The sequence below is a fragment of the Arthrobacter sp. PL16 genome, from assembly GCF_035985055.1.
In the GTDB taxonomy this organism is placed as follows: Bacteria; Actinomycetota; Actinomycetes; order Actinomycetales; family Micrococcaceae; genus Arthrobacter_D; species Arthrobacter_D cheniae.
The window spans coordinates 15,707-38,035 of the sequence record NZ_JAXCIC010000007.1 but is presented as its reverse complement, the minus strand read 5'-3'; the positions used below and the strand labels follow the sequence as shown (position 1 = coordinate 38,035).

General features: G+C 68.1%; 24 protein-coding genes and 2 tRNA genes. 16 read left to right on the top strand and 10 right to left on the bottom strand.

The features are described from left to right. Positions 1-43: 43 nt before the first annotated feature. Positions 44-131: transfer RNA gene (locus RCH21_RS13785), tRNA-Ser, on the bottom strand. Between the two features lie 62 nt (positions 132-193). On the opposite strand from RCH21_RS13785, the gene RCH21_RS13780 reads away from it, so the two are divergent. Next, a complete protein-coding gene (locus RCH21_RS13780; RefSeq protein ID WP_326964880.1) occupies positions 194-1,168 on the top strand; it encodes an NAD(P)H-quinone oxidoreductase in 975 nt (324 codons plus the stop codon). Here the strand turns inward: RCH21_RS13780 and RCH21_RS13775 are convergent. Further along, positions 1,165-2,259, bottom strand: a complete 1,095-nt coding sequence (locus RCH21_RS13775; protein ID WP_326964879.1) for an FUSC family protein — start codon at positions 2,257-2,259, stop codon at positions 1,165-1,167. The genes RCH21_RS13780 and RCH21_RS13775 overlap by 4 nt on opposite strands. 111 nt (positions 2,260-2,370) lie before the next feature. Here RCH21_RS13775 and RCH21_RS13770 point away from each other — a divergent pair, with 111 nt between their 5' ends. The 5 genes from RCH21_RS13770 to RCH21_RS13750 all read left to right on the top strand — a co-directional run bounded on the left by RCH21_RS13770 (position 2,371) and on the right by RCH21_RS13750 (position 6,545). Then, a complete protein-coding gene (locus tag RCH21_RS13770; RefSeq protein ID WP_120148514.1) occupies positions 2,371-2,622 on the top strand; it encodes a hypothetical protein in 252 nt (83 codons plus the stop codon). 145 nt (positions 2,623-2,767) lie between these two features. Next, positions 2,768-5,044: a carbon starvation CstA family protein gene (locus RCH21_RS13765; RefSeq protein ID WP_120148513.1), complete on the top strand. Its 2,277-nt coding sequence runs from the start codon at positions 2,768-2,770 to the stop codon at positions 5,042-5,044. Further along, on the top strand, positions 5,044-5,253 hold the full coding sequence (locus RCH21_RS13760; RefSeq protein ID WP_326964878.1) for a YbdD/YjiX family protein: 210 nt from the start codon (positions 5,044-5,046) through the stop codon (positions 5,251-5,253). The genes RCH21_RS13765 and RCH21_RS13760 overlap by 1 nt, the downstream gene beginning before the upstream one ends. 207 nt (positions 5,254-5,460) lie before the next feature. Then, positions 5,461-6,084: a bacterial proteasome activator family protein gene (locus tag RCH21_RS13755; protein ID WP_326964877.1), complete on the top strand. Its 624-nt coding sequence runs from the start codon at positions 5,461-5,463 to the stop codon at positions 6,082-6,084. A 5-nt stretch (positions 6,085-6,089) separates the two neighbouring features. After that, positions 6,090-6,545: a hypothetical protein gene (locus RCH21_RS13750; protein WP_326964876.1), complete on the top strand. Its 456-nt coding sequence runs from the start codon at positions 6,090-6,092 to the stop codon at positions 6,543-6,545. An 18-nt stretch (positions 6,546-6,563) separates the two neighbouring features. Here the strand turns inward: RCH21_RS13750 and RCH21_RS13745 are convergent, their stop codons facing one another. Further along, entirely contained in the window at positions 6,564-8,141 is a 1,578-nt protein-coding gene (locus RCH21_RS13745) for a hypothetical protein (RefSeq protein WP_326964875.1), read from the bottom strand. Between the two features lie 123 nt (positions 8,142-8,264). Here RCH21_RS13745 and RCH21_RS13740 point away from each other — a divergent pair, with 123 nt between their 5' ends. Together RCH21_RS13740 and RCH21_RS13735 are read left to right on the top strand one after the other, a co-directional pair. Beyond that, a complete protein-coding gene (locus RCH21_RS13740) occupies positions 8,265-9,104 on the top strand; it encodes an aldo/keto reductase (RefSeq protein WP_326964874.1) in 840 nt (279 codons plus the stop codon). Between the two features lie 213 nt (positions 9,105-9,317). Next, positions 9,318-9,560 carry a hypothetical protein gene (locus RCH21_RS13735; RefSeq protein WP_026548814.1) on the top strand — a complete coding sequence of 81 codons (243 nt, stop codon included), beginning with the start codon at positions 9,318-9,320 and terminating at the stop codon, positions 9,558-9,560. Positions 9,561-9,729: 169 nt separating this feature from the next. Here the strand turns inward: RCH21_RS13735 and RCH21_RS13730 are convergent. From RCH21_RS13730 to tmk, 4 genes are all read right to left on the bottom strand, one after another. Then, positions 9,730-9,805: transfer RNA gene (locus RCH21_RS13730), tRNA-Thr, on the bottom strand. Positions 9,806-10,005: 200 nt separating this feature from the next. After that, entirely contained in the window at positions 10,006-11,589 is a 1,584-nt protein-coding gene (locus tag RCH21_RS13725) for an alpha/beta hydrolase (protein WP_326964873.1), read from the bottom strand. Then, positions 11,586-12,779 carry a DNA polymerase III subunit delta' gene (locus RCH21_RS13720; RefSeq protein WP_326964872.1) on the bottom strand — a complete coding sequence of 398 codons (1,194 nt, stop codon included), beginning with the start codon at positions 12,777-12,779 and terminating at the stop codon, positions 11,586-11,588. Before RCH21_RS13720 ends, RCH21_RS13725 begins: the two co-directional genes overlap by 4 nt. Then, a complete protein-coding gene (gene tmk, locus RCH21_RS13715) occupies positions 12,776-13,423 on the bottom strand; it encodes a dTMP kinase (protein ID WP_326964871.1) in 648 nt (215 codons plus the stop codon). The genes RCH21_RS13720 and tmk overlap by 4 nt, the downstream gene beginning before the upstream one ends. A gap of 83 nt (positions 13,424-13,506) precedes the next feature. Between tmk and RCH21_RS13710 the strand changes: the two genes are divergently transcribed. Beyond that, complete coding sequence (locus tag RCH21_RS13710; RefSeq protein WP_326964870.1) at positions 13,507-14,691, top strand: trans-sulfuration enzyme family protein; 1,185 nt, start codon at positions 13,507-13,509, stop codon at positions 14,689-14,691. Between the two features lie 94 nt (positions 14,692-14,785). Continuing rightward, positions 14,786-15,112 (top strand): DUF2516 family protein, encoded by a 327-nt coding sequence (locus RCH21_RS13705; RefSeq protein ID WP_120148504.1) that lies wholly within the window; start codon positions 14,786-14,788, stop codon positions 15,110-15,112. A 6-nt stretch (positions 15,113-15,118) separates the two neighbouring features. Here RCH21_RS13705 and RCH21_RS13700 read toward each other — a convergent pair whose 3' ends face one another. Beyond that, entirely contained in the window at positions 15,119-15,919 is an 801-nt protein-coding gene (locus tag RCH21_RS13700) for a class I SAM-dependent methyltransferase (protein WP_326964869.1), read from the bottom strand. A 93-nt stretch (positions 15,920-16,012) separates the two neighbouring features. Here RCH21_RS13700 and RCH21_RS13695 point away from each other — a divergent pair, with 93 nt between their 5' ends. Beyond that, positions 16,013-16,759, top strand: a complete 747-nt coding sequence (locus tag RCH21_RS13695) for a phosphoglyceromutase (RefSeq protein WP_326964868.1) — start codon at positions 16,013-16,015, stop codon at positions 16,757-16,759. Between the two features lie 64 nt (positions 16,760-16,823). Here RCH21_RS13695 and phoU read toward each other — a convergent pair whose 3' ends face one another. Further along, complete coding sequence (gene phoU / locus RCH21_RS13690; protein WP_326964867.1) at positions 16,824-17,483, bottom strand: phosphate signaling complex protein PhoU; 660 nt, start codon at positions 17,481-17,483, stop codon at positions 16,824-16,826. A gap of 171 nt (positions 17,484-17,654) precedes the next feature. On the opposite strand from phoU, the gene RCH21_RS13685 reads away from it, so the two are divergent. Together RCH21_RS13685 and RCH21_RS13680 are read left to right on the top strand one after the other, a co-directional pair. Then, positions 17,655-18,908, top strand: coding sequence for a sensor histidine kinase (locus tag RCH21_RS13685; RefSeq protein ID WP_220725907.1), 1,254 nt, complete (start codon positions 17,655-17,657; stop codon positions 18,906-18,908). Continuing rightward, positions 18,905-19,585: a response regulator transcription factor gene (locus tag RCH21_RS13680; protein WP_120148500.1), complete on the top strand. Its 681-nt coding sequence runs from the start codon at positions 18,905-18,907 to the stop codon at positions 19,583-19,585. Before RCH21_RS13685 ends, RCH21_RS13680 begins: the two co-directional genes overlap by 4 nt. A 66-nt stretch (positions 19,586-19,651) precedes the next feature. Here RCH21_RS13680 and RCH21_RS13675 read toward each other — a convergent pair whose 3' ends face one another. Continuing rightward, positions 19,652-20,182 (bottom strand): hypothetical protein, encoded by a 531-nt coding sequence (locus RCH21_RS13675; RefSeq protein WP_326964866.1) that lies wholly within the window; start codon positions 20,180-20,182, stop codon positions 19,652-19,654. Between the two features lie 256 nt (positions 20,183-20,438). Here RCH21_RS13675 and RCH21_RS13670 point away from each other — a divergent pair, with 256 nt between their 5' ends. The 3 genes from RCH21_RS13670 to ispF all read left to right on the top strand — a co-directional run bounded on the left by RCH21_RS13670 (position 20,439) and on the right by ispF (position 22,322). Next, on the top strand, positions 20,439-20,921 hold the full coding sequence (locus RCH21_RS13670; protein ID WP_028280415.1) for a CarD family transcriptional regulator: 483 nt from the start codon (positions 20,439-20,441) through the stop codon (positions 20,919-20,921). 71 nt (positions 20,922-20,992) lie between these two features. Next, positions 20,993-21,817, top strand: a complete 825-nt coding sequence (ispD, locus tag RCH21_RS13665; RefSeq protein WP_326964865.1) for a 2-C-methyl-D-erythritol 4-phosphate cytidylyltransferase — start codon at positions 20,993-20,995, stop codon at positions 21,815-21,817. Further along, positions 21,804-22,322: a 2-C-methyl-D-erythritol 2,4-cyclodiphosphate synthase gene (ispF, locus tag RCH21_RS13660; RefSeq protein WP_326964864.1), complete on the top strand. Its 519-nt coding sequence runs from the start codon at positions 21,804-21,806 to the stop codon at positions 22,320-22,322. Before ispD ends, ispF begins: the two co-directional genes overlap by 14 nt. Positions 22,323-22,329 lie beyond the last annotated feature (7 nt).

The window sequence follows — 22,329 nt, the reverse complement described above, 5'->3', positions numbered from 1 at the left end:
CAAGGAAAGGGCGGCCCCGCAGTGCGGGGCCGCCCTTTCCAAGCGGAAGGTAAGGGATTCGAACCCTTGAGACGGGGTAACCGCCCACTGGTTTTCAAGACCAGCTCCTTCGGCCGCTCGGACAACCTTCCCGCGGATAGTGTTTCACGAAGGGCAGGCGACGCCCAAATACCCACAGGCTGGAGGAGCGGACATGCGAGCAGTGGTGATCAGGGGTGCCGGCGGACCGGAGGTACTCGCCGTTCAGGACGTTCCGGACCCCGTCCCGGCCGAAGGGTATGTCCTCATCGACGTCGTCGCGGCAGGACTGAACCGGGCCGACGTGCAGCAGCGGCGGGGCCTCTACCCGCCGCCCGCCGGGGCATCCGACATTCCGGGCCTCGAGGTATCCGGTCGTGTCGCCGACGCCGGTCGCTCCCGCTTCCGCGTGGGGGACGCCGTCGTCGCGCTTCTCTCCGGCGGAGGTTACGCGGAGCGGGTGGCAGTGCCTGCCGGGCAGGTGGTTGGAGCGCCCGACGGCGTGGGACTCGTGGAGGCAGCAGGCCTTCCCGAGACGGCCGCGACGGTGTGGTCGAACCTCGTGCTGCAGGCCGGACTCGCAGCGGGCGATGACATCCTCATCCATGGCGCGTCCGGGGGCATCGGCGTCATGGCGATCCAGGTGAGCCTTGCCCTCGGCGCCGTGCCCCACGTGACTGCGGGATCGGCGGCGAAGCTCGACGTCGCCCGGTCGCTGGGTGTGCGCACCCTGATCAACTATCGGGACGAGGACTTCGTCGCGAGGGTGAAGGCCGCGACGGACGGTCGCGGAGTGGACGTGATCCTCGACGTCGTCGGAGCGGAATATCTTGCCCGCAACATCGAGTCCCTCGCGACCGGCGGGCGCCTCGTCGTCATCGGACTGCAGGGCGGTGCGACCGCGGAACTGAACCTCGGGGTGCTCATGGGCAAGCGTGCAAGTGTGGCCGGTACGACCCTCCGGGGTCGTCCTTCAGCGGAGAAGGCGGCCATCCTGGCTGCCGTCGAGGACCGGGTATGGCCGCTGGTCGCGTCCGGTGCCGTCCGCCCCTTCGTGGACCGGACCTTCCCGCTCGCGCAGGTGGCGGAAGCGCACACCTACTTCGACGCCGGGGCCCACACCGGCAAGATCCTGCTGACGATGGACTAGACGGGTTCCCTGGAAGCGCGTTGCCGCAGATGCAGCGCGAGCACCAGCGCTATGCCGACGAACGCCCCGATCAGGGTCTCGACCGCGCGATCGGCGAGGAGCACGGTTGCGTCGGTCGGGTGCGCCAGTTCCGTGGCGACGAGGGCCAGGGGTGTCACGAAGGCCTGGGCGAGGGCGTATTGCCGCAGGATGAACATCTCCGCCGCGAATTGGGCGACGGCGATCACGAGAACGAGCTGCCAGGCTTCAAGGTCCGGGAGCAGGATCAGCGCCGTCAGGACCAGACCGGCGAACGTCCCGAGGATGCGCTGCAGGCCCCTGGTCACGCGCGCCCGTGCGGACTGTCCCACGAGCGGCACGGTCGCGGCGACCATGGCCCAGTACGTGTGGCCGATGCCGAGCAGCGTGGCCAGGCTCCCGGCCAGGAGGGCGGCAGCGAGATAGAGCCCGGACTCCCTGGCGAGGGACGCGATGTGCCGGGAGGTGATCCGGTCGGCCGGCGTGTGCCGCAGCCATGCCGTCCGGTACCTCGGCCACAGGTTCCCGGCCTGTCCGAGGACCACGGCGATGACCACGGTTGCCGCCGCCGTCGTGATCCCCTGCCACAGGGGTGGTTGCGCGGGCACGGAGGCGATCGCCGCGAAGGCGAAGATATGGAACAGGGAGCCCCCCGGCCGGAGGCGGAACAGCCCTGCGAGGAAGGTGCCGAGCCCGGCGACCACGCTTGCAAGCAGGACCAGGCCCCACGGCCCGACGTCGGCCCGGGCCGTCAGCGCAGCCACGAGGACCACTGCGAGCATGAGGCCACCGCCGCGCAGCTGGGTGGCGAGGCGACGGCGGTGCGGTTCGTTCCGTCCGTAGATGCCGGCGAATGCACCGAAGGTCGCGAACACCGCGAGGTCGAGCCGTCCCAACAGCAGGACAGCCAGCAGCGGGATGCCCACGCCGACGGCGCAGCGAAGCGCGGGGTGGTGGTCGCGGGCGGATGGAGCCATGCTCACGAGGTCGCGGAGGAGGGTCACGGACTGCGGCTCCCGGTCGGAGGGATCGACGGCGCCGCTGGCATCGGGTGGCGAAATACCACCGACCAACCTTACTCCCGTCCGCGTCCCGACGGGGAGTCACAGACGATCATCGGCATGCTTTCGAGCACTGCGGCACTGTGCGAGGCTGGCAGGACGGACAACGGAAGGAGCGCAGCGGTGGACACTACGGATCACGGCCACGCGGAACACGAGGGCGGTCTTGCACAGGCCGCCGACAGCTTTGCCGAGAACCTCGGCGACCAGGTGCCCGACGGCATCGACAACGGACCGACGGATGACGCGGACGAACCCGCCGACGGTCGCACGAGGACGCACTCGAGCATCAGCGAGGGCATGAATGCGAACGACGACGACGAACCTCCCGCTGTGCTCGAAGGCGGTTCCGACGGCGAACACCCAGGTTCCTGACCGGGTGCCACCCGAAGGCCCGGCCGTTCGGCGCAGGTCGGTGCGCGTTCGGCGCATCCTGGTGACTGGCAGGCTTGCCATGTGACGCGGGCCTCACTAGGTTGCTACCTTCGTGTGCATCACACACTCGCACTCGAGGAGCATCATGAGTAAGAAGCAGAACGGGTCCCACCGGCACGATGACGTGCTGGTGACGGATCCCGACCTGCCCGCGGTCGCCGTCGACGCGCAGCAGGCTGAAGCAGAAGACCGCCGTTGGACACCGGCCAGGATCGCACTCTGGGTCGGCATCGCCCTCCTCGGAGCTATCGCATGGACGATGCTGGCCATCGTCCGCGGTGAAACCGTCAACGCCGTGTGGTTCGTCTTCGCCGCCGTCTGTACGTACCTCATCGCGTACCGGTTCTACTCGAAGTTCATCGAGCGGAACCTCCTCAAGCCCGATGACCGGCGCGCGACTCCCGCCGAGTACAAGGCTGACGGCAAGGACTACGCGGCAACGGATCGGCGTGTGCTCTACGGCCACCATTTCGCCGCCATCGCAGGAGCAGGACCGCTCGTGGGCCCGGTGCTCGCAGCGCAGATGGGCTACCTGCCCGGAACGCTCTGGATCATCATCGGCGTCATCTTCGCGGGCGCCGTCCAGGACTACCTCGTCATGTTCTTCTCGATGCGCCGTGGCGGCCGTTCCCTCGGCCAGATGGCCCGCGAAGAGCTCGGAGTCATCGGCGGTACCGCTGCGCTGATCGCCACCCTCGCCATCATGATCATCATCGTCGCCATCCTGGCGCTCGTCGTCGTGAACGCCCTCGGAGAGAGCCCGTGGGGCGTGTTCTCCGTCTCGATGACCATCCCGATCGCCCTCTTCATGGGCGTGTACCTGCGCTTCCTGCGTCCCGGGCGGGTCACCGAGGTGTCCCTCATCGGCTTCGCCCTCCTGCTGCTCGCCATCATCGGCGGCGGCTGGATCTCCGAGACGGCCTGGGGTGTGGAGCTGTTCACGCTGGACCGCATCACCATTGCCTGGGGCATCATCATCTACGGATTCATCGCCGCGATCCTGCCGGTCTGGCTCCTGCTCGCACCGCGCGACTACCTCTCCACCTTCATGAAGATCGGCACCATCGTGATGCTCGCCGTCGCGATCGTCATCACCCGCCCGGAGATCAGCGTCCCCGCCATCACCCCCTACGCGACGTCCGGAACCGGACCCGTCGTCGCGGGCACCCTGTTCCCCTTCCTCTTCGTGACCATCGCCTGTGGCGCCCTCTCCGGGTTCCATGCGCTGATCGCCTCGGGCACCACCCCGAAAATGATCGAGAAAGAACGCCAGACCCGCTTCATCGGGTACGGCGGCATGCTCATGGAGTCCTTCGTCGCCATCATGGCGCTCGTCGCGGCCCTGTCGATCGATCGCGGCATCTACTTCGCCATGAACTCCTCGGCGGCCGCAACGGGTGGCACCATCGAGGGAGCAGTCGCCTTCGTCAACGGTCTCGGACTCACCGGCGTCAACCTCACGCAGGAAGCCCTGAGCACCATGGCCTCCAATGTCGGTGAGGAGTCGATCGTCTCCCGCACGGGTGGAGCACCGACCCTCGCCGTCGGCATCGCCCAGATCATGCAGGGCGTCTTCGGCGGTTCCGGGATGATGGCGTTCTGGTACCACTTCGCCATCATGTTCGAGGCGCTGTTCATCCTCACCGCGGTCGACGCCGGAACCCGCGTGGCACGCTTCATGCTGCAGGACAGCATCGGCAACTTCGTGCCCCGCTTCCGCGACACCTCCTGGCGAGCCGGGGCGTGGATCTGCACGGCCATCATGGTGGCAGGCTGGGGGGCGATCCTCATCATGGGCGTCACCGATCCGCTCGGCGGCATCAACACGCTCTTCCCGCTCTTCGGCATCGCGAACCAGTTGCTCGCAGCTATCGCGCTCGCCGTCTGCATGGCGATCTGCGCGAAGAAGGGCCTCTTCCGGTTCCTGTGGATCCCGGCACTCCCACTCGCCTTCGCGTCGGTGGTGACCATCACGGCGTCGTTCCAGAAGATCTTCTCGTCCACTCCCGCGATCGGCTACTGGGCGCAGCACACGGCCTTCAAGAACGCGTTGGCCGCCGGTGAGGAGAGCTTCGGCACTGCCACGACCGTCGCCGCGATGGAGGCCGTGGTCCGCAACACGTTCATCCAGGGCACGTTGTCGATCTTCTTCGTGGTGCTCGCCATCATCGTCATCCTGACGGCGATCCTTGCCACCATCCGGGCCTACCGGCACGGCGGCGGCAAGGAGAACGAGGACGCTGCGGTGCCGTCGCGCACCTTCGCGCCTGCCGGTCTCATCGCCTCTCCGGCAGAGAAGGAGCTGGAGGCACAGTGGGCGGCACTGGAGCCGGGCAAGCGACCTGCGAGGACGGGCCACTGATGGCCGTGCCACAGGTCCTCCACCGCGCTCGCGATACGGTGCGCGAACTGGCCTGGGTGTTCAAGGGGGTCATGGGGGAGAACGCCTACCAGACGTACCTCGACCACCACGAGCGCACCCATGCCGGCGGCCTGCCCATGACCGAGCGCGAGTTCTGGCGGGACAAGACCGACCGCCAGGACGCGAACCCGGAGGGCCGCTGCTGCTGACAGCGCCCATAAGATTGACACCATGAAACCCGGCGCTCCCGCGAGGAGCGCCGGGTTTCGTCGTGCTGGCGAGCATCCTGAACCACGGCAGAACCATGTCTCCGCCGCCAGGGCGCGCTGGATACCTGTTATGTCCTGGAGCGGCTCCAGGGCCCGGGAGCGGACCGGGTTCCTGCCCGGCTCCCGGCGTTGTGGGAGCATAGCGTCATGACGGAACAGCAGCCAGCAAGTCCCTTCGATCCCGCTCCCGGGACTCCGTCGGCTACTCCTGACCCGCCCTCCACCAACGCTCCCGCGGCGTCGGCGGACCAGCGGCCGGCCTCGGGGGACCAGCGGCCGGTATCGCTCGCGGACCTCGTCGATGAACCCGCCAAGGTCATGCGTATCGGCACCATGCTCAAGCAGTTGCTGGAGGAGGTCCGCACGGCGCCGCTCGACGACGCCGGCCGCACCCGCCTCGCCGCCATCCACGAGCGGTCCGTGAAGGAGCTCGAGGACGGTCTCGCACCGGAGCTGGTGGAGGAGCTGCACCGCATCAATCTGCCCTTCGACCACGAGGCAGTCCCTACTGACGCCGAACTGCGCGTGGCGCAGGCGCAGCTCGTCGGGTGGCTGGAAGGACTCTTCCACGGCATCCAGACGGCGCTCGCGGCCCAGCAGATGGTCAACCAGCAGTTGGCCGCCCGCCTCCAGCTCCGCGAACTGCCTCCTGGCACGGTCATCGCACCCGGCGTCGTCATCGGTCCGGACGGCGAACCGAAGCGAACCCTGCCTGCCCGCAAGGCACCGGCGCCTCCGCTGGACAGCCACGGGCCCGGCCAGTACCTGTAGCGCAGGTGGCATTCTTCGCGGCGGCGCGGCAGGGACGGAAGGACGACGCCGAACTGGGTACGGGTGTGTGGCGACGCGCCCATGACCGATTCCGCCGCGGCCTCGACCGCTATCACCAAGTCCTCGAGGGCATCGAGGACGACGACGTCTACAACGAACTCGTGGTCATCGCCAACGAACTCGGTGCCATGCTGCCGCGCGTGAGGTCCATCTGCGTGAGTGCGCAGTCGTCGGCCCCGAGCACGGGGCTCGACATCCCGGGCGCCCTGATGCGGGTGCACCGGGCGCTGTCCCGGGCGGGCAACACACTGGCGACGACGGCGGAGGCCGCCGCCATGACCAGGCTCGACGGCGAACGCTGGGGTATCGCGTCGTCGGGCGTCGACAACGTCCGGCGTCGGGCCCAGCTGGTAGCCGACGACGTGGAGGAAGCCGAGCGGGCGATGCCCGACGGCCGCTAGCTGTACCGAACGGTCAGGTCAGTAGAACAGCAGTGTGCTTGCAGGGGCCACCGCGATGTCCCAGACCTCGAGCTCCTGGCCGAGGCATGCGCCGCGTTCGCCGGTCGGGAACCCGCGGATGAACGGTGTCTGCCGGTTGTGGTCCACGTAGGGGTAGCCGCGCTCATTGAGCACGGTCAGGATGCGCGCATCCGCTGCGGAATCACCATCCGCGTCGCTTCGCTCCCGGTAGTAGGCGGAAAAGCCCTCGGGCCAGCGGATGAGTACGGTTCGGCCGTTGAAGTCGAAGGTGAAGCAGGCGTCGTTGTCCTCGTACTCCCCCCGGAAGGTGCCGAGGAGGTCGCCCGGCAGGTTCTGGGTGTCCCGCCCCTCGTCCGGTCGGATGCCGATGATCGAGTCCGCATCGAGCGATCCCGGTGCCTGCCCGCTCGTGGCCAACGTGAGCTGGTCCTCCGGTAGGCCATCGATGGCGGCGCGTAGCTCCGCAGGCATCGGTACCGGATCACCTGCCGTCGTCGTCACCTCGGGTGTCCGAAGGTCGCTGAGCGTGAGTACGGAACCCTCGCCCTCGATGGGAGCCAGGATGCCGTCCTGACCGCGCGTGAGGAACATGATCTGGTGGGGCGGGAAGAAGTTCCGGCTGTACGGGCGCTCGAGCGTGCTGCGACCGGTGACATCTACGATCAGCGGATTCTCTTCCTCCTGGCCCTTGACGATCTGAACGACGGACGCGCTCTGCCGCATCCTCACTTCGTTGGAGACCAGGGTCGGTTCGACGCTGGACGCGGACAGGACGGCGACGACGTCGGCCAGCTCGTAGAGGCGCTCCAGCTCACCCGCGGGACCCGGTTCCGTACGGGGGATGAGGGCTGTTGCCAGGGCCACCACGAGGGCAACCAGGCACACGGCGCCGATGATCGCCTGGAGCTTTCGGCCTCCACGCACGGGTCCCTGGTTGTCGTCGCGCATCCTGCCAGGGTCGGGAAACTCCTTCTGTGGCGCGAAGGACGCAACTCCGGCGAGCTTCGCCGCAGGGCCGATGCCCGGCCTCGAGGGTAGAGCGCGGCGGCTGCGCTCGAGCTCGTCCTGCGTCACCGAGAGCGCGGGGTCGGCCGATTCGAGGACGACGACGAAGGCCGCGGGCGATCCCACTGGAGGCGACATCAGGCGAACACAGGCCGCGAGCACGGAGGGGAGCCGCCCGGCGTCCTCGCCCGCTGCCCGGCCGGCGTCCTCTGCACCGAGACTGTCCCAGTAGCGCAGGAGCAGTAACTCGCGCTCACTCGGAGGGAGGGCGGCGAGCGCCGCCTGCAAGCTGCTGTTCCCCCTGATGCGGGGAGGGAGCGACGGCGGCAGGTAGCGTTCGAGGGATGCGCGAGCGGCGGCGATCAGCTGGAGGTGCCGCGACGCGGCGTCGGTCCCGAGCGTCGTGCGCTCGCTGATGTCGCCCGTGGACACTGCTTCGACTGCTTCGACTGCTTCGACCGCGTCAACCGCTGCCACCGAGGAGAGCCGCGCGGACAATGAGCGCCGGAACGCATAACGGTAGGCGTCGTCATGCAGGGCGTTCCGTGTCGGACCGTCCGTAATCCGCATCCCGCACCTCGCCGCCGCCGGTCGGGCCCGCCGGCGTCCCACCAAGCGGAGGAAATACCACGCAGGCTGATAGTTGTCAGGGGGAACAGAAATAAATGGGCACCACCGTTGGTTCCCGCCTATATGACTACATCACCAAACCTTACGTTCAACGACGGTCACACCATCCCGCAGCTCGGCTACGGCGTGTGGCAGGTTGAGGACAATGTTGCCGAGGATGTCGTAGGAAAGGCCTTCAAGGCCGGATACCGCCACATCGACACCGCAAAGATCTACGGGAACGAAGCGGGCGTGGGACGCGCTATCGCCGCATCGGGCCTGAGCCACGACGAGATGTTCATCACCACGAAGCTGTGGAACGCCGACCAGGGCTACGACACCACGCTCAAGGCGTTCGACGCTTCCATGGACCGCCTCGGCCTCGAGACCCTCGACCTCTACCTGATCCACTGGCTGCAGCCCAAGCAGGGCAAGTACCTGGACTCGTGGAAGGCGTTCATCGAACTGCAGAAGCAGGGCCGCGTGAAGAGCATCGGAGTCTCGAACTTCACCGTCGAGGCCCTCACGGAGATCATCGACGCCACGGGCGTGGTCCCGGTCATCAACCAGGTGGAGACCCACCCCTACCTGAGCCAGACGGAGCTTCGCGCATTCGAGGCGGAGAAGGGCATCCTCCACGAATCGTGGTCACCCATCGGTTCCGGCAAGGGCCTGCTCGACGACGCAGTGCTGCAGGACATCGCGCAGAAGCGCAACGCCACTCCAGCGCAGGTCGTGCTCGCCTGGCACCTCGCGCTCGGGAACGTCGTGATCCCGAAGTCCGTCACGGAGTCGCGCATCATCGAGAACTGGGAGTCGCTCGATGTGAAGCTCGAGGCCGAGGACATCGAAGCGATCAATGGACTCGACAAGGGCGCGGCCGGTCGTATCGGTGCAGACCCGGCGACCTCCGACTTCGCCTAGGAAGTTCTGCGGGTAGGACCTGCAGGACCAGACAAGAGCCGCTCCGGGACTGCCGGGGCGGCTCTTTCCTTCGTCCTGGATGCATGGGCGACGACGCCTAACAGACTCCTGGCACGGGGGCGAGCACTCAGGGAGCCCGATTGCGCGTTGCCGCGCCGAATTACCCCGACCTAGCCTGAAGCCACCTGTTCCTACCAAGCATGGAGGTGCCTCATGGCTACTGGCGAGACCGGATTCGACGACGTCTCATTCGACCTCATCTCACTGCAGTACCACTCACTGAAGGCCGGCCACGACTACGGCCAGTACGTCCGTGACGCCCGCAATGCAGGCCGCGACGATATCGCGGACTTCTTCGAGCAGGTCATGGCCCAGGACTCCGAACGTGCCGCGAAGTGCCACGCGTTCCTCGGTGAACTGACGGGGTCCGCAGAGTCCGGTCCGGCGCTCAGCTGATTTCCGTCCGGCTCGGTCCGGCTCGTCGATCTGGGCGGCACGTGGCGGGCGCCTTCGGGGACCCGCCGCATGTTGCGGTGCCGGCGTGCCTTCCACGTCGCTTGGTGTCCGCTTCGTGAAGATGCCGGGCACGCGAAAGCCCCGGTGGGCGAACCGTCCGGGGCTTTGGTGGAGCCTCCTGCCAGAGTCGAACTGGCGACCTTCTCATTACGAGTGAGACGCTCTACCGACTGAGCTAAGGAGGCAATGCTTCCCGGTTCGGGCGATACCCGGGCCGATCCACAAGCCTCAACTTTATAGGTAGGTTCGGCTCCCGGTCAAAATGGCTGTTCCTGTCATGAAGTCGGGACGGCTCGCCGTCGGAGCCGGCGTCGTGGTGACTTCGGTGTGCCACCTTCAGCAATGGCTTCCGTCGGACGGTGCGTCGGGTAGGAGCCGGGTGGGATCAGCAGCGCGCGCCGTCCTCGGGGACCGTTCCGTCGATGAAGTAGGCATCCACGAGGTCCAGGATGCAGTCGTTGGACCGGCCGTAGGCGGTGTGGCCCTCGCCCTCCCAGGTGACGTGGACGCCTGACTCGAGCTGCTCGGCCAGGGCGGTCGACCACTCGTAGGGCGTCGCGGGGTCGCCCGTCGTGCCGATGACGACGATGGGGTCAGCACCCGCCGCAGCCAGCGGAGCGGGTTCCAGAACGGGCGGGTAGTCCCACGGTGCGCAGGTCACGCCACCGAAGGCCAGGAACCGGCCGAAGGTCGGCGACGCCGAGATCAGCTCCTGCTCGTCCGCCCGCATCTCGCCGGGGTCGCTCGTCATGGGGTAGTCGAGGCAATTGACGGCGAGGAACGCGGCTGTGGAGTTCGAGGAGTACGTTCCGTCCGGCTGTCGCTCGGCGGACAGATCGGCGAGGTAGAGCATGCTGGACGGATCGCCGGCGAGGGCATCGGTCACGGCCTGCGTGAGAGTAGGCCAGTTCCCGTTGTCGTAGAGCGGCAGGATGAAGCCCTGGACGAAGGTGGAGACCGGCACGAGCCGCCCGTCCTTCGCCGTCATCGGCTCGCGCTCCACCGCGGCGAACAGCTCCTGGATCTGTCGGACGCCGTCGTCGACCGTGCCCGTGTAGGGGCAGTCCTGCCGCTGCTGGCAGTCCGCCACGTACGCGCGGACCGCGTTCTCGAATCCGGTGGCCTGGCCGAGGGTGATCTGCTCATTGTCCAATGACGGGTCGATGGCTCCGTCGAGGACCAGCCTGCCGGACCGTTCGGGGAACAGATCCGCGTAGGTGGCACCGAGCTGGGTGCCGTAGGAGAAGCCGAGGTAGTTGAGCTTCGGGTCGCTGACGAGCGCCCGCAGGATGTCCATGTCGCGTGCAGCGGACTCGGTGTCCACGAAACCGAGCAGCTCGCCGGTGCGCTCCGCGCAGAGGTCCGCGTACTCCTGGGCCTCGGCGTCGAGCTGCGCGAGCAGTTCCTCTTCGGAGGCATCCACCGGGTAGGACTCCTGGCGCGCCGCATCCTGTTCGGCGTCGTTGTAGCAGGTCACCGGGGTGGATCGGTTGACCCCGCGCGGGTCGAAGCCGAGGACGTCGTAGTCCTCGCGCAGGCGCTCGCTCGTGACGTAGTCGAGGGAATCTTTCACGATGTTGAATCCAGAAGCGCCGGGCCCGCCCGGGTTGATCAGGATGGTGCCCTTCGCCTCGCTCGTGGCGTCCGCGCGGATGGCTGCGATCTCGATGTCGCCGCGTCCCGGATCGCTGTAGTCCAGCGGCACCTCGATGGTCGCGCAGGAGAAATCCTCCTCGCAGTCCTCCCACTGCACCTCCTGCTCGTAGAAGCTGCGCAGATCCTCGTCCACGTCGCCCACGGCGGCAGGATCGGCTGTCTCGACACCCGTGGCGCTCTGGTTCGAGGGATCGGCGGGAGAGAGTAGCGTGCACCCCGTCAGGCCCAGCACGACGGCGGCGGACCCGGCGAGGAGAACCAGGGATCGACGGCGTGGCCGGGGTCGGGTGGAATCGGGCAGTCCGCTGGTCATCGGTCGAGGTCCTTCCGGGACAGGAGGCTCACCGTCATCGCTTCGATGGCGAGAAGGGGTGACACGTTGGTGCTGACGAGCCGCGTGCGGACTTCGTTGATCGTCCCAAGTCGGAGGAGGGTGTCCTCGGCGGTCTCGCGCTGCGCGAATTCCTCGAGCTCGGGTCGCAGCGGCTCGTTCACGAGTGCCTGGCCGCTGGCGACCTGGAGCATCAGCACGTCACGGTAGAAGGAGATGAGATCGGTCAGGGCGCGGTCGAAATAGTCGTTCTTCGAGCGCTTCGCCCGTCGCGTCTGGTCCTCCTCCAGCCGCCTGATCTGGGCGCGCAGGGACGGCGGCAGCGTCCCGGTCTCGGGTGCGCCGAGGGTCGCCAGAAGCGCGGTCCTCTCTTCGGCGTCTCGTTGCTCGAAGGAGCTCTGGGCCTCCGCTTCGGCGAGCTTGACGAGGTCGGCGGCCGCGCGCATCGCGCCCGAGACCGAGTGCAGCGTCAGCGGCAGCCGGACGATCTGGTTCCGGCGTTCGCGAGCGCCGTCGTCGGTGGCGAGCCTCTTCGCGATTCCGATGTGGCTCTGCGCCGCCCGCGCTGCCGCCTCCGCCGTCACCGGGTCGATCCCGTCACGTGCCACGAGCAACTCGGCGACGTCCCGGACCGGCGGCAACCTGAGGCCCACCGACCGGCAGCGGGAGCGGATGGTCACGAGCACATCGCCCGGACTGGGCGCGCACAGCAGCCAGATAGTACGGGGCGGGGGTTCTTCGATGGCTTTGAGGAGCACATTCGTACTGCGCTCCTGCATGCGGTCGGCATCCTCGACGATGATGATCCGCCAGCGACCCGTCGACGGCTTGTCCTGCGCCTTCCGGACGAGCTCGCGGGCCTCGTCGATGCTGATGGTCACTTTCTCCGTCGTGACGTTGGTGAGGTCCGCGTGGACTCCCGAGAGGACCGTTCGGCACGCCTTGCAGGCTCCGCACCCCCGTTCGCTCAGGGATGCACGCTCGCAGAGGAGTGCCGCCGCGAAGGCGCGTGCGGCGTTGGACCGGCCGGAGCCGGGCGGGCCCGTGAAGAGCCACGCGTGGGTCGGCGCGCCGGACTCCGCGGCTCGGCGCAACTGCTCCACCACCTGCTCCTGCCCGCGCAGGTCCGCCCAGACGCCGGTCGACGGGAGGCTGGGTGTCGTCGTACTCACGCGGAGACCCCGGGGAGGGCTCCGAGGATGGCGACGTGCAGATCCTCGGGCGTCCCGGCCGCGGACAGGACGAGGTAGCGCTCGGGCTCCTCGCGTGCGAGATCGAGGAACGCGTCCCGGATGCTCGCGTGGAAATCATCGGGCTCCGATTCGAGGCGGTCCTCGACGGCCGCTCCGGCGGTGCGGCGGCGGCGGCCCTCGGCAGGGGCGACGTCGAGAAGCACCGTGAGGTCGGGCAGGAGCCCCTCGGTGGCCCACAGGTTGACGTCGAGGACGGACCTCGGCCCGAGGTTGCGGCCCGCTCCCTGGTAGGCGACCGACGAGTCGATGTACCGGTCGCAGACGACCACGTCGCCGCGCCGCAGTGCGGGCGCGATCACCTGCTGTACGTGCGCGGCGCGGGAGGCCGCGAAGATCAGCGCCTCGGTCCGGGCATCGATATCACCATGCCCGTGCTCCAGTACGAGGGACCTCAGCTTCTCGCCGATCGGGGTGCCGCCTGGTTCGCGCGTACGGACCACGGTGCGGCCGCCCTCCTCGAGGGCCCGGCACAGCAGGCCGGCCTGGGTGGACTTGCCGGCGCCGTCACCGCCCTCGAGCGCGATGAACAGCCCGGGAAGCCCGTGCGGGAGGGGATAGGTCACGCGCCAAGCCTACCGAGTGGCGGTGACCATTGCTCCCAGTAACAGTTGCCGGGGAGAAGACTCCCCGGCGCTAGGCTCTGGGCATGGCACTCGAGCACCCCGACCTCGCCCCGGACACCCTCACCGTCGCGGCAGGACGCCCGCCCAGGGAGCACGATGCTCCCGTCAATGTGCCGATCGTCCTCACGACGACCTACCACGAGACCCGCGCGCCGGAGGCCGGCGACCGTATCTACGCCCGTGGCTCGAATCCCACCTGGGACCCCTTCGAGGAAGCGCTCGGCGCCCTCGAGAATGCGACGCTGCCGGCGCTCGTCTTCGCGTCCGGGCTCGGGGCGGCCGCGGCCGCACTGTCCCTGATCCCCACCGGGGGCGCGGTGGTCATGCCGCGCCACGCCTACGCCGGTTCCATCAGCCTTGCGGGGGACCTCGCCGCCCAGGGTCGCTTCGAACTGTGCACCGTGGACATTGCCGATACGGACGCCGTCCTCGCGGAACTCGAGGCACTCACCGCCAGGTTCGACGCCGGGCAGGTGATGCTCTGGCTCGAAAGTCCCACCAACCCGATGCTCGAGGTCGCCGAGCTGTCCGTCCTGACGGACGCCGCGCACGCTATGGGCGCGGTCGTCGTCGCCGACAACACCTTCAACACCCCCATGGTCCACCGGCCGCTGGACGCCGGGGTCGACGTCGTGCTGCACTCCGTCACCAAGTGGCTGGCGGGCCACTCCGACGTCGTCCTCGGAGCCCTCGTCACCTCGGACGCCACGCTCCGGGACAGGCTCCTCGCGCACCGGACGCTGCACGGTGCTATCGCCGGACCGTTCGAGGTGTGGCTCGCGCTCCGCGGATTGCGGACGCTCGCCCTCCGCATGGACCGCAGCCAGACGACCGCCGCGGCGCTCGCCCACCGTCTGGTCGACCACCCGGCCGTCCGCCGCGTGCGTTATCCGGGCCTCGCCTCGGACCCGGGTCACGAACGTGCCGCGGCCCAGTTCAACGGCTTCGGAGGAATTGTCAGCATCGAGCTCGACGACGTCGCGACGGCGGACGCCCTGGTCGCGGCCGTCCGGCTCTGGCTTCCCGCCACATCCCTCGGCGGCGTCGAGTCGCTGGTCGAGCGACGACGGCGCCAGCCGGCCGAGCCGACGACCGTCCCCGAGGCTCTCGTCCGACTGTCCGTCGGCATCGAGAACCCCGACGATCTCTGGGCGGACCTCGACCAGGCACTCCGTGTCGCAGCCGGCCGGCGCCACGGCGGGCCCTGAACTCCTGGAAGCGCTGGTACGCCTCGCCGCCCGTCCCGCCGGGCGGCTGGTATCACCGGTGCGCCGCTGCGAGCAGGCCCGCTAAGCTGGACCCGTGGCTCTCGTTTACGCAATTCAGTACTACCTGTACTTCGCGCTCGGCTTCGTAGCCCTGGGTATCGAGGTATGGGCCTTCATCGACTGCGTGCGCCATCCGGGCACGGCGTTCGAGGCCGCGTTCAAGCGGACCAAGGGCTTCTGGCTCGCCCTCACCGGCGGCGCCGTCGTGGTCGGTCTGCTATCCGCCTTCGGCGGCGGAGGCTTCAACCTGTTCCAGATCATTGCGATCGTCGCGGCCTGCGTATACCTGGCCGATGTGAAGCCCGCCGTCAGCCAGACCTCGGGTCGCGGCGGCACCTCCGGGCCCTACGGTCCCTGGTAGGAACAGCTAGCCCGGCTTCACCGCTTCCCAGGCCACCGTGACCTCTCCGAGGCGCCAGCGTGAGGGGCCATCCAGCAGTGGCCAGCCGTCCGCCTTCACCGAAGCGCACATCGCCCTCCATCGCTGTCCGTGCCCGAAGGATGACAGGGCTGCGGCGTCGAGCCAGGCCCGGTCCAGCGCACGCAGGTAGGCATGCACGCGCTCACCCTCGACGTTCCGGTGGATCAGCGCCTTGGGCAGCCGCTCGGCGACGTCGGACGGCAGGGAGAAAGCGCCGAACCTCAGGGAGATGCTCAGGGACACCGGACCCCCGGCGTCGAGAGCTGCCCAGGAAGATCGTCGCCCGATCTCGTCGCATGTCCCGTCGACGAAGATCCCGTCCGGCGCCAGCCGTCCCCGGACCTCGTCCCAGTAGGCCGCGTACTCGTCCTCGCGGTACTGGCGGAGCACGTTGAAGGCACGCACGACGACGGGCCGCCGCCCGTCGAGGGGCAGCTCGAAGCCGCCCTGCCGGAAGCTCAGGCCGGGCCGCGCCAGGGGCTTCGCAGCCGCCACCCGCGCAGGGTCTATCTCGATACCCACGACCTCGACGTCGTCGCGCACCGTCCGTAGACGCGTATAGAGCTCGACGGCGGTCACGGGGGCCGCCCCGTACCCGAGGTCGACAACGAGCGGATCACCCGCGCGGCGCAACCGGAAGGACTGCGGCCCGGCGAGCCAGCGGTCCACGCGACGGAGCCGATTGGGGTTCGTGGTGCCGCGTGTGATGGTGCCCAGGGGCTTCGGGGGACGCTGTCGCGGAGGCACCCGTCAAGGGTAGGCCACGCGCACGCGCTTAACACTGGTGCCACCCGACGCAGCCGGCATGACCGCCGCAGCCCGATGCGGCAGACTGGAATCATGACCTACACACTGATCCTGCTGCGTCATGGGCAGAGCGAATGGAACGAGAAGAACCTCTTCACCGGATGGGTGGACGTCGCCCTCACCGAGAAGGGCCGCGAGGAAGCCACCCGCGGCGGTCATCTCCTCACCGAGGCCGGCATCCTTCCCGACATCGTCTACACGTCGCGGCAGAAGCGGGCCATCATCACCGCGAACCTCGCGCTCGAAGCGGCCGACCGCAGCTGGATCGACGTCAAGCGCGACTGGCGCCTGAACGAGCGCCACTACGGCGCACTGCAGGGCAAGGACAAGGCCCAGACCCTCGCCGAGTACGGCGAGAAGCAGTTCATGGAATGGCGCCGGTCCTACGACACGCCGCCGCCGCCCCTCGACGATGCGAGCGAGTACTCCCAGGTCGACGATCCGCGCTACGCGGACCTCGGGGACGCCGTGCCGCGCACGGAGTGCCTCAAGGATGTCCTGGACCGCTTCCTGCCGTACTGGGAGTCCGACATCACGGTGGACATCAAGGCCGGCAGGACCGTCCTGATCGCCGCGCACGGCAACTCCCTGCGGGCGCTCGTCAAGCACCTCGACGGGATCAGCGACAGAGACATCGCATCGCTCAACATCCCCACGGGCATCCCGCTGGTGTACGAGCTCGACGACGACCTGGTGCCCGTGAAGGCCGGTGGCACCTACCTCGACGCCGACGCCGCAGCGGCAGCGATCGAAGCGGTGGCGAACCAGGGCAAGCACTGACCCAGCAGCCTGAACAGGAACGACGGCGGCCGGGGGCCGCCGTCGTTCCTGCTTCCGGGTGGCGTCAGTTCAGCGGTGCGCTGGGCTGCCACTCGCCGGTGACGAGGTAGGTGACCTTGCGGGCCACCGAGACGCCGTGGTCGGCGAAGCGCTCGTAGTAGCGGCTCGCGAGCGTGACGTCCACGGTGGTCGGCGCGTTCTGGTTCCAGTCCTCCGCGGCGACGGCCTTGAACACGCTGGCGTGCAGTTCGTTGACGCGCGCGTTGGCGGCGTTGATCTCGTTGCTCAGGGCGAGGTTGCGCGTCTCGAGGAGTTCGGTGACCTTGGCCGCGATCTGCACGTCGAGTTCGGCGAGCTCGTCGAACGTGGCGCGGATGCTTTCGGGAATGACGTTCGCGGGGAAGCGCAGGCGGGCGAGCTGCGCCACGTGCCGGGCGAGATCGCCCATGCGCTCGAGGGAGGCGCTCATCCGCAGAGCGCCCACGATCATCCGGAGGTCGGACGCCACGGGGCCCTGCAGGGCGAGGATATCGATGGCGCGCTCATCGAGGCTGTTCTGAAGGAAATCGATGCGCGCGTCCGCGGCGATGACTTCCTGCGCGAGCTCGGTGTCGGCACCCTGGAAAGCGCTGTTGGCCTTCTGGATGGCTTCGGACACCAGCTGCGAGATCTCGATGAGCTCCTCGCCGATCTGGTGAAGCTCGGCCTGAAAAACCTTACGCACGTAGGGGTCCCTCCCTGGAAGTTTCGACTGCAACCGTGTCCACAGTTCTGCCGACGAGCATTCCAGCCAGCGGTGAACTGTTTCCCCGCTTTGTGTGAACGTTAGTTGAACCCCTGACCTATTGCCACCGTATGGGGTGGGGTCGGAATTCGGAGAGCATAAGCTGTGTCCGTGGACCCCCTTCTCCTGACGCTCGTAGCCGGGCTGGTAGGCCTGGGCCTCGGCGTGAGCGGCATGGCGGCGTTCCGTGCAAGCGAGGCGCAGAGGCTCCGGCTCCTCTACGAGGACGAGCCATCCCTGCCCGACGGCGCCGCCGAGGTCCTGTCCATCATCGGCCGTGCCTACGTGATCGTGGACGCCATCGACGGCGTCGTCCGGGCCAGTCCCGCAGCGTATGCCTTCGGCCTCGTCCGCGGACACACCGTGGTGCACTCCGAACTCCTCGACCTCACGGCCCGCGTCCGGCGCGACGGCGTGATCGAGCAGCAGCAGCTCGAGCTTCCCCGCGGACCGTTCGGCCAGGGAACCATCGTGGTGCAGGCCCGCGTGGCGGCACTAGGAGCCGAGTACATCCTGATCCTCGCCGACGACCGCACGGAGATCACCCGCAGCGAGGAGATCCGCAACGACTTCGTCGCGAACGTCTCTCACGAACTGAAGACCCCCGTCGGCGCCATCTCCCTCCTCGCGGAGGCCATCCAGGACGCCGCCGAGGACGAGGTCGCCGTCCGCCGCTTCGCCCAGCGCATGCATAAGGAGTCCGGCAGGCTCTCCGCCCTCGTCCAGGACATCATCGAACTCTCCCGGCTGCAGGGCGCCGACGTCGTCCGTCGCGGCAAGGCCGTGGACATCAATGCCGTGGTCGCCGAGGCCGTGGACCGCAACAAGCTGCCGGCCGAGAGCAAGCAGATCGACATCGTCGTCGGTGGTTCGGTTCCCGCCCCGGTGTACGGCGACCGAGACCTGCTGATGACGGCATTCCGCAACCTGATCGACAACGCCATCCGCTATTCGCCCGAGGGCACGCGCGTGGGTGTCGGCGTGCGGTCGCGCGACGGGCTCGTGCAGGTCTCGGTGACGGATCAGGGAACTGGCATCACACCGGAGGAGCAGGAGCGCATTTTCGAGCGCTTCTACCGCATCGACGCCGCCCGCTCCCGACAGACGGGCGGAACTGGACTCGGCCTCAGCATCGTCAAGCACGTCGTGTCCAACCACGGTGGTGAGGTGACGGTGTGGTCCCAGGCAGGCCAGGGGAGCACGTTCACGGTCCGCCTCCCCGAGATGGAGGTATCAGCCGATGACGACACCGCCACGGGTGGGTCCGTTCCGGCCGTCGCGAAGGAGGGCGTAGTGCAGGGTTCCGACAGGAAATCAGTGAAGAAGGGCAGCACCGCTGCCCATGAGCAGGGAGTCAAGGCTTGAGCCGTATTCTGATCGTCGAGGACGAGGAATCGTTCAGCGACCCGCTGTCCTATCTCCTCGGCAAGGAAGGCTTCGAGGTGTCCGTCGTGGACAACGGCCTCGACGCCATCACCGAGTTCGACCGCTCCGGCGCGGACCTCGTGCTGCTGGACCTCCAGCTGCCGGGGCTTTCAGGCACGGAGGTCTGCCGCCAGCTGCGCCAGCGCTCCAGCGTCCCCGTCATCATGCTGACGGCCAAGGACGCCGAGATCGACAAGGTCGTGGGGCTGGAACTCGGTGCCGACGACTACGTGACCAAGCCGTACTCGTCCCGAGAACTCGTCGCCCGCATCCGCGCCGTCCTCAGGCGCCAGGGGGAGCCCGAGGAGCTGATCTCGAACACCATCCAGGCCGGACCCGTCCGCATGGACATCGAGCGGCACGTGGTGAGCGTCGAGGGCGAACAGGTGGCGCTCCCGCTGAAGGAGTTCGAACTGCTCGAGATGCTGCTCCGGAACTCGGGCAGGGTGCTCACGCGGGGCCAGCTCATCGACCGCGTCTGGGGTTCCGACTACGTCGGTGACACGAAGACCCTGGACGTCCACGTCAAGAGGCTCCGCGGCAAGGTTGAGCCGGATCCGTCGAGCCCGCGCTACCTCATCACCGTCCGCGGCCTGGGGTACAAGTACGAGCCCTGAGTAGAAAATGACACTGCCCGCCTCCGATGGTCCGGAGGCGGGCAGTGGTGTGTCGGTGCCGTGGAGCTATTCGCCCTCGGCGGCCTCTTCGGTGGCGGCGGGTTCGCTGGGGCGCGGCGTGTAGCCGCCCGGAACGAACTCGCGGTACTCCTCGAGCGTCCCGTCGAGGACCGGAACCTGGAAGGTCGCGTCCTCGCCCTCCACCTCGAAGTCGACGTCGATGAGGGAGCCGGGAACGTCCTGGAGCCCCTCGAGGGTCGAGTCATCTGCCGTTTCGTCCTCGAACCTGAATTCGCCCTGGCCCTCTATGGTGACGCTCGTCGACGCCCCGCCTGCCCGGATGGAGAGATCGACGGGCTCGTCGCTGGTGTTGAACACGGTTCCGATCAGGCGCCCTGCCGTCTCGTCGTCACGACCGACCACCAGGATGTTGCGCAGCAGCACCGGCCCGACGTCCTTCACGATGCCGTCCGAGGGCGCATAGGGGGTTGCCGTGAACTGTTCTGCGGTGAAGCTGCAGCCGGAGACGCCCAGCATCATCAGTACGGCGCCGGCAGCAACGGACTGCTGCACTCGGTTCTTCGGTGCATTCTTCACAGCACAAACTCCTGGTGTTCAACAGGTGGGACAGGGACGGAATCCGGTGCGGACCTACGGAACACACTATCGGCTACGCCGTCGAACCGTGGTGTCGGTTTCACGGGCCCGGAGACCCTCGGATCACCAAAAGCGCTTTTCGTCAAGGGGCCGATGATAGCCAATTGCGATTGTTTCGGCCGTCTGACCTGCGAAAACGCGCCATCGGCGTGTCGCCACCGTGATAAACTGACCGGCGGGAAAGGGGAAAGTCCACATGGTTTTTGAGGTTGGCGAAACAGTTGTTTACCCTCACCACGGCGCAGCGAAGATCGAAGAGATCAAGATGCGCGTCATCAAGGGCGAAGAGAAGATGTATCTCAAGCTCAAGGTGGCACAGGGTGATCTGACCATAGAGGTACCAGCAGAGAACGTTGACCTCGTAGGGGTTCGCGACGTGGTGGGCAAGGAAGGCCTCGAGCATGTGTTCGACGTCCTACGAGCCGAATTCACGGAAGAGCCGACGAACTGGTCACGGCGGTACAAGGCGAACCTCGAGAAGCTCGCTTCCGGGGATGTCATCAAGGTCGCCGAAGTAGTCCGGGACCTTTGGCGCCGCGATCACGACCGCGGACTGTCGGCTGGTGAGAAGAGGATGCTCGCGAAAGCGCGCCAGATCCTCATCTCCGAGCTGGCACTCGCGGAGAAGACCGACGAAGAGAAGGCCGCAAGTGTTCTCGACGAGGTCCTCGCCTCCTAGGAGACGGACGACCACGAAGAAGAGGGACCTCCGGGTCCCTCTTTTTTTGCCGCCTGTCGTAGGGTGACGGGGTGTCCGAGAAGAATGCGCAGCACCCCGCCCGAACCGGAGTCATCGTCGTCGCAGCGGGGTCGGGACAGCGCCTCGGTCACGGCATCCCGAAGGCGCGGGTCCTGTGCGCCGGGCGTACCCTCCTGGAGCACGCGCTGGAGTCCGTGGTCGCGTCGGGCGTCGCCGGCGCCGTCGTGGTGGTCCTGCCGGCGGGGGACCCCGTCCTGTCCGCCGTCGTCGCGGAGGCGGCGCTGCGCTCGGTGTACCCCTCCAGCATCACTGCGGTTCCGGGCGGTGCAACCCGCGCCGCATCCGTCCGCGCGGGCCTCGCGGCGCTGCCGCCGACCGTGGGAGTCGTCCTGGTCCATGATGCAGCTCGGGCCATCACTCCTCCGGGCGTCTTCCAGCGGGTCGCCGCGCTCGTGGGCGCGGGCGCCTCCGCCGTGATTCCCGTGCTGCCCGTCGTCGACACCATCAAGGTCGTGGAGGACGGCATCGTCACGGCGACCCCCGACCGTGCCCTCCTGCGAGCAGTGCAGACTCCCCAGGGTTTCGACGCCGATGCCCTGCGTGCAGCCCACGCCGGCGACGCCGCCGGTGATGCCGCGATCACTGACGACGCCATGCTCATGGAAGCAAGCGGAGTACCGGTACGCGTCGTCGAGGGGGATGCTCTCGCCTTCAAGGTCACCACGCCGTTCGACCTCGTGGTCGCGGAGGCCGTGCTGGCGGCCAGGGTCGCGAACGACGCCGCGGGGCCCGCCGGCAGCGTCGACCTTCCTGCACCGGCCCGCACAGGAACCACCCCGACCCCGACCAGCAGGAGCAGCCGTGTACCTCAGTGAGCACCTCCACCTTCCCCGCACCGGAATCGGTGTGGACGTCCACGCGTACGCCGCTGATGACGCGCCGGCGCCGCTCTGGGTCGCCGGCCTGCTGTGGGAGGGGGAGCGGGGGCTGTCGGGCCACTCCGACGGGGACGTCGTCGCCCATGCGGCGGCCGACGCCCTCTTCTCCGCGGCCGGGGTCGGCGATCTCGGGACCCACTTCGGCACCGACCGCCCCGAGTACGCCGGAGCCTCGGGACACACCCTGCTCTCCGAGGCGGCCCGGATCGTGCGGGCCGCCGGCTTCGATATCGGCAACATCGCCGTGCAGTTGATCGGCAACAGGCCCAAATTCGGCCCTCGACGTGCAGAGGCGGAGGCCGTCATGGCCGACGCCGCGCAGGCGCCCGTCAGTATCTCGGCCACCACCACCGACGGGCTCGGCCTGACCGGTCGAGGTGAGGGTATCGCGGCCATCGCCACCGCCGTCGTCGTGCGCTCCGCCTCCGCTGATGGGCCATAGCCGGGCG

Coding starts and splice junctions, on each gene's coding strand:
- RCH21_RS13780 (WP_326964880.1), top strand. CDS start 194: ATGCGAGCAGTGGTGATCAGGGGTGCCGGCGGACCGGAGGTACTCGCC.
- RCH21_RS13765 (WP_120148513.1), top strand. CDS start 2,768: ATGAGTAAGAAGCAGAACGGGTCCCACCGGCACGATGACGTGCTGGTG.
- RCH21_RS13760 (WP_326964878.1), top strand. CDS start 5,044: ATGGCCGTGCCACAGGTCCTCCACCGCGCTCGCGATACGGTGCGCGAA.
- RCH21_RS13755 (WP_326964877.1), top strand. CDS start 5,461: ATGACGGAACAGCAGCCAGCAAGTCCCTTCGATCCCGCTCCCGGGACT.
- RCH21_RS13745 (WP_326964875.1), bottom strand. CDS start 8,141: ATGCGGATTACGGACGGTCCGACACGGAACGCCCTGCATGACGACGCC.
- RCH21_RS13740 (WP_326964874.1), top strand. CDS start 8,265: ATGACTACATCACCAAACCTTACGTTCAACGACGGTCACACCATCCCG.
- RCH21_RS13735 (WP_026548814.1), top strand. CDS start 9,318: ATGGCTACTGGCGAGACCGGATTCGACGACGTCTCATTCGACCTCATC.
- RCH21_RS13725 (WP_326964873.1), bottom strand. CDS start 11,589: ATGACCAGCGGACTGCCCGATTCCACCCGACCCCGGCCACGCCGTCGA.
- RCH21_RS13710 (WP_326964870.1), top strand. CDS start 13,507: ATGGCACTCGAGCACCCCGACCTCGCCCCGGACACCCTCACCGTCGCG.
- RCH21_RS13695 (WP_326964868.1), top strand. CDS start 16,013: ATGACCTACACACTGATCCTGCTGCGTCATGGGCAGAGCGAATGGAAC.
- RCH21_RS13670 (WP_028280415.1), top strand. CDS start 20,439: ATGGTTTTTGAGGTTGGCGAAACAGTTGTTTACCCTCACCACGGCGCA.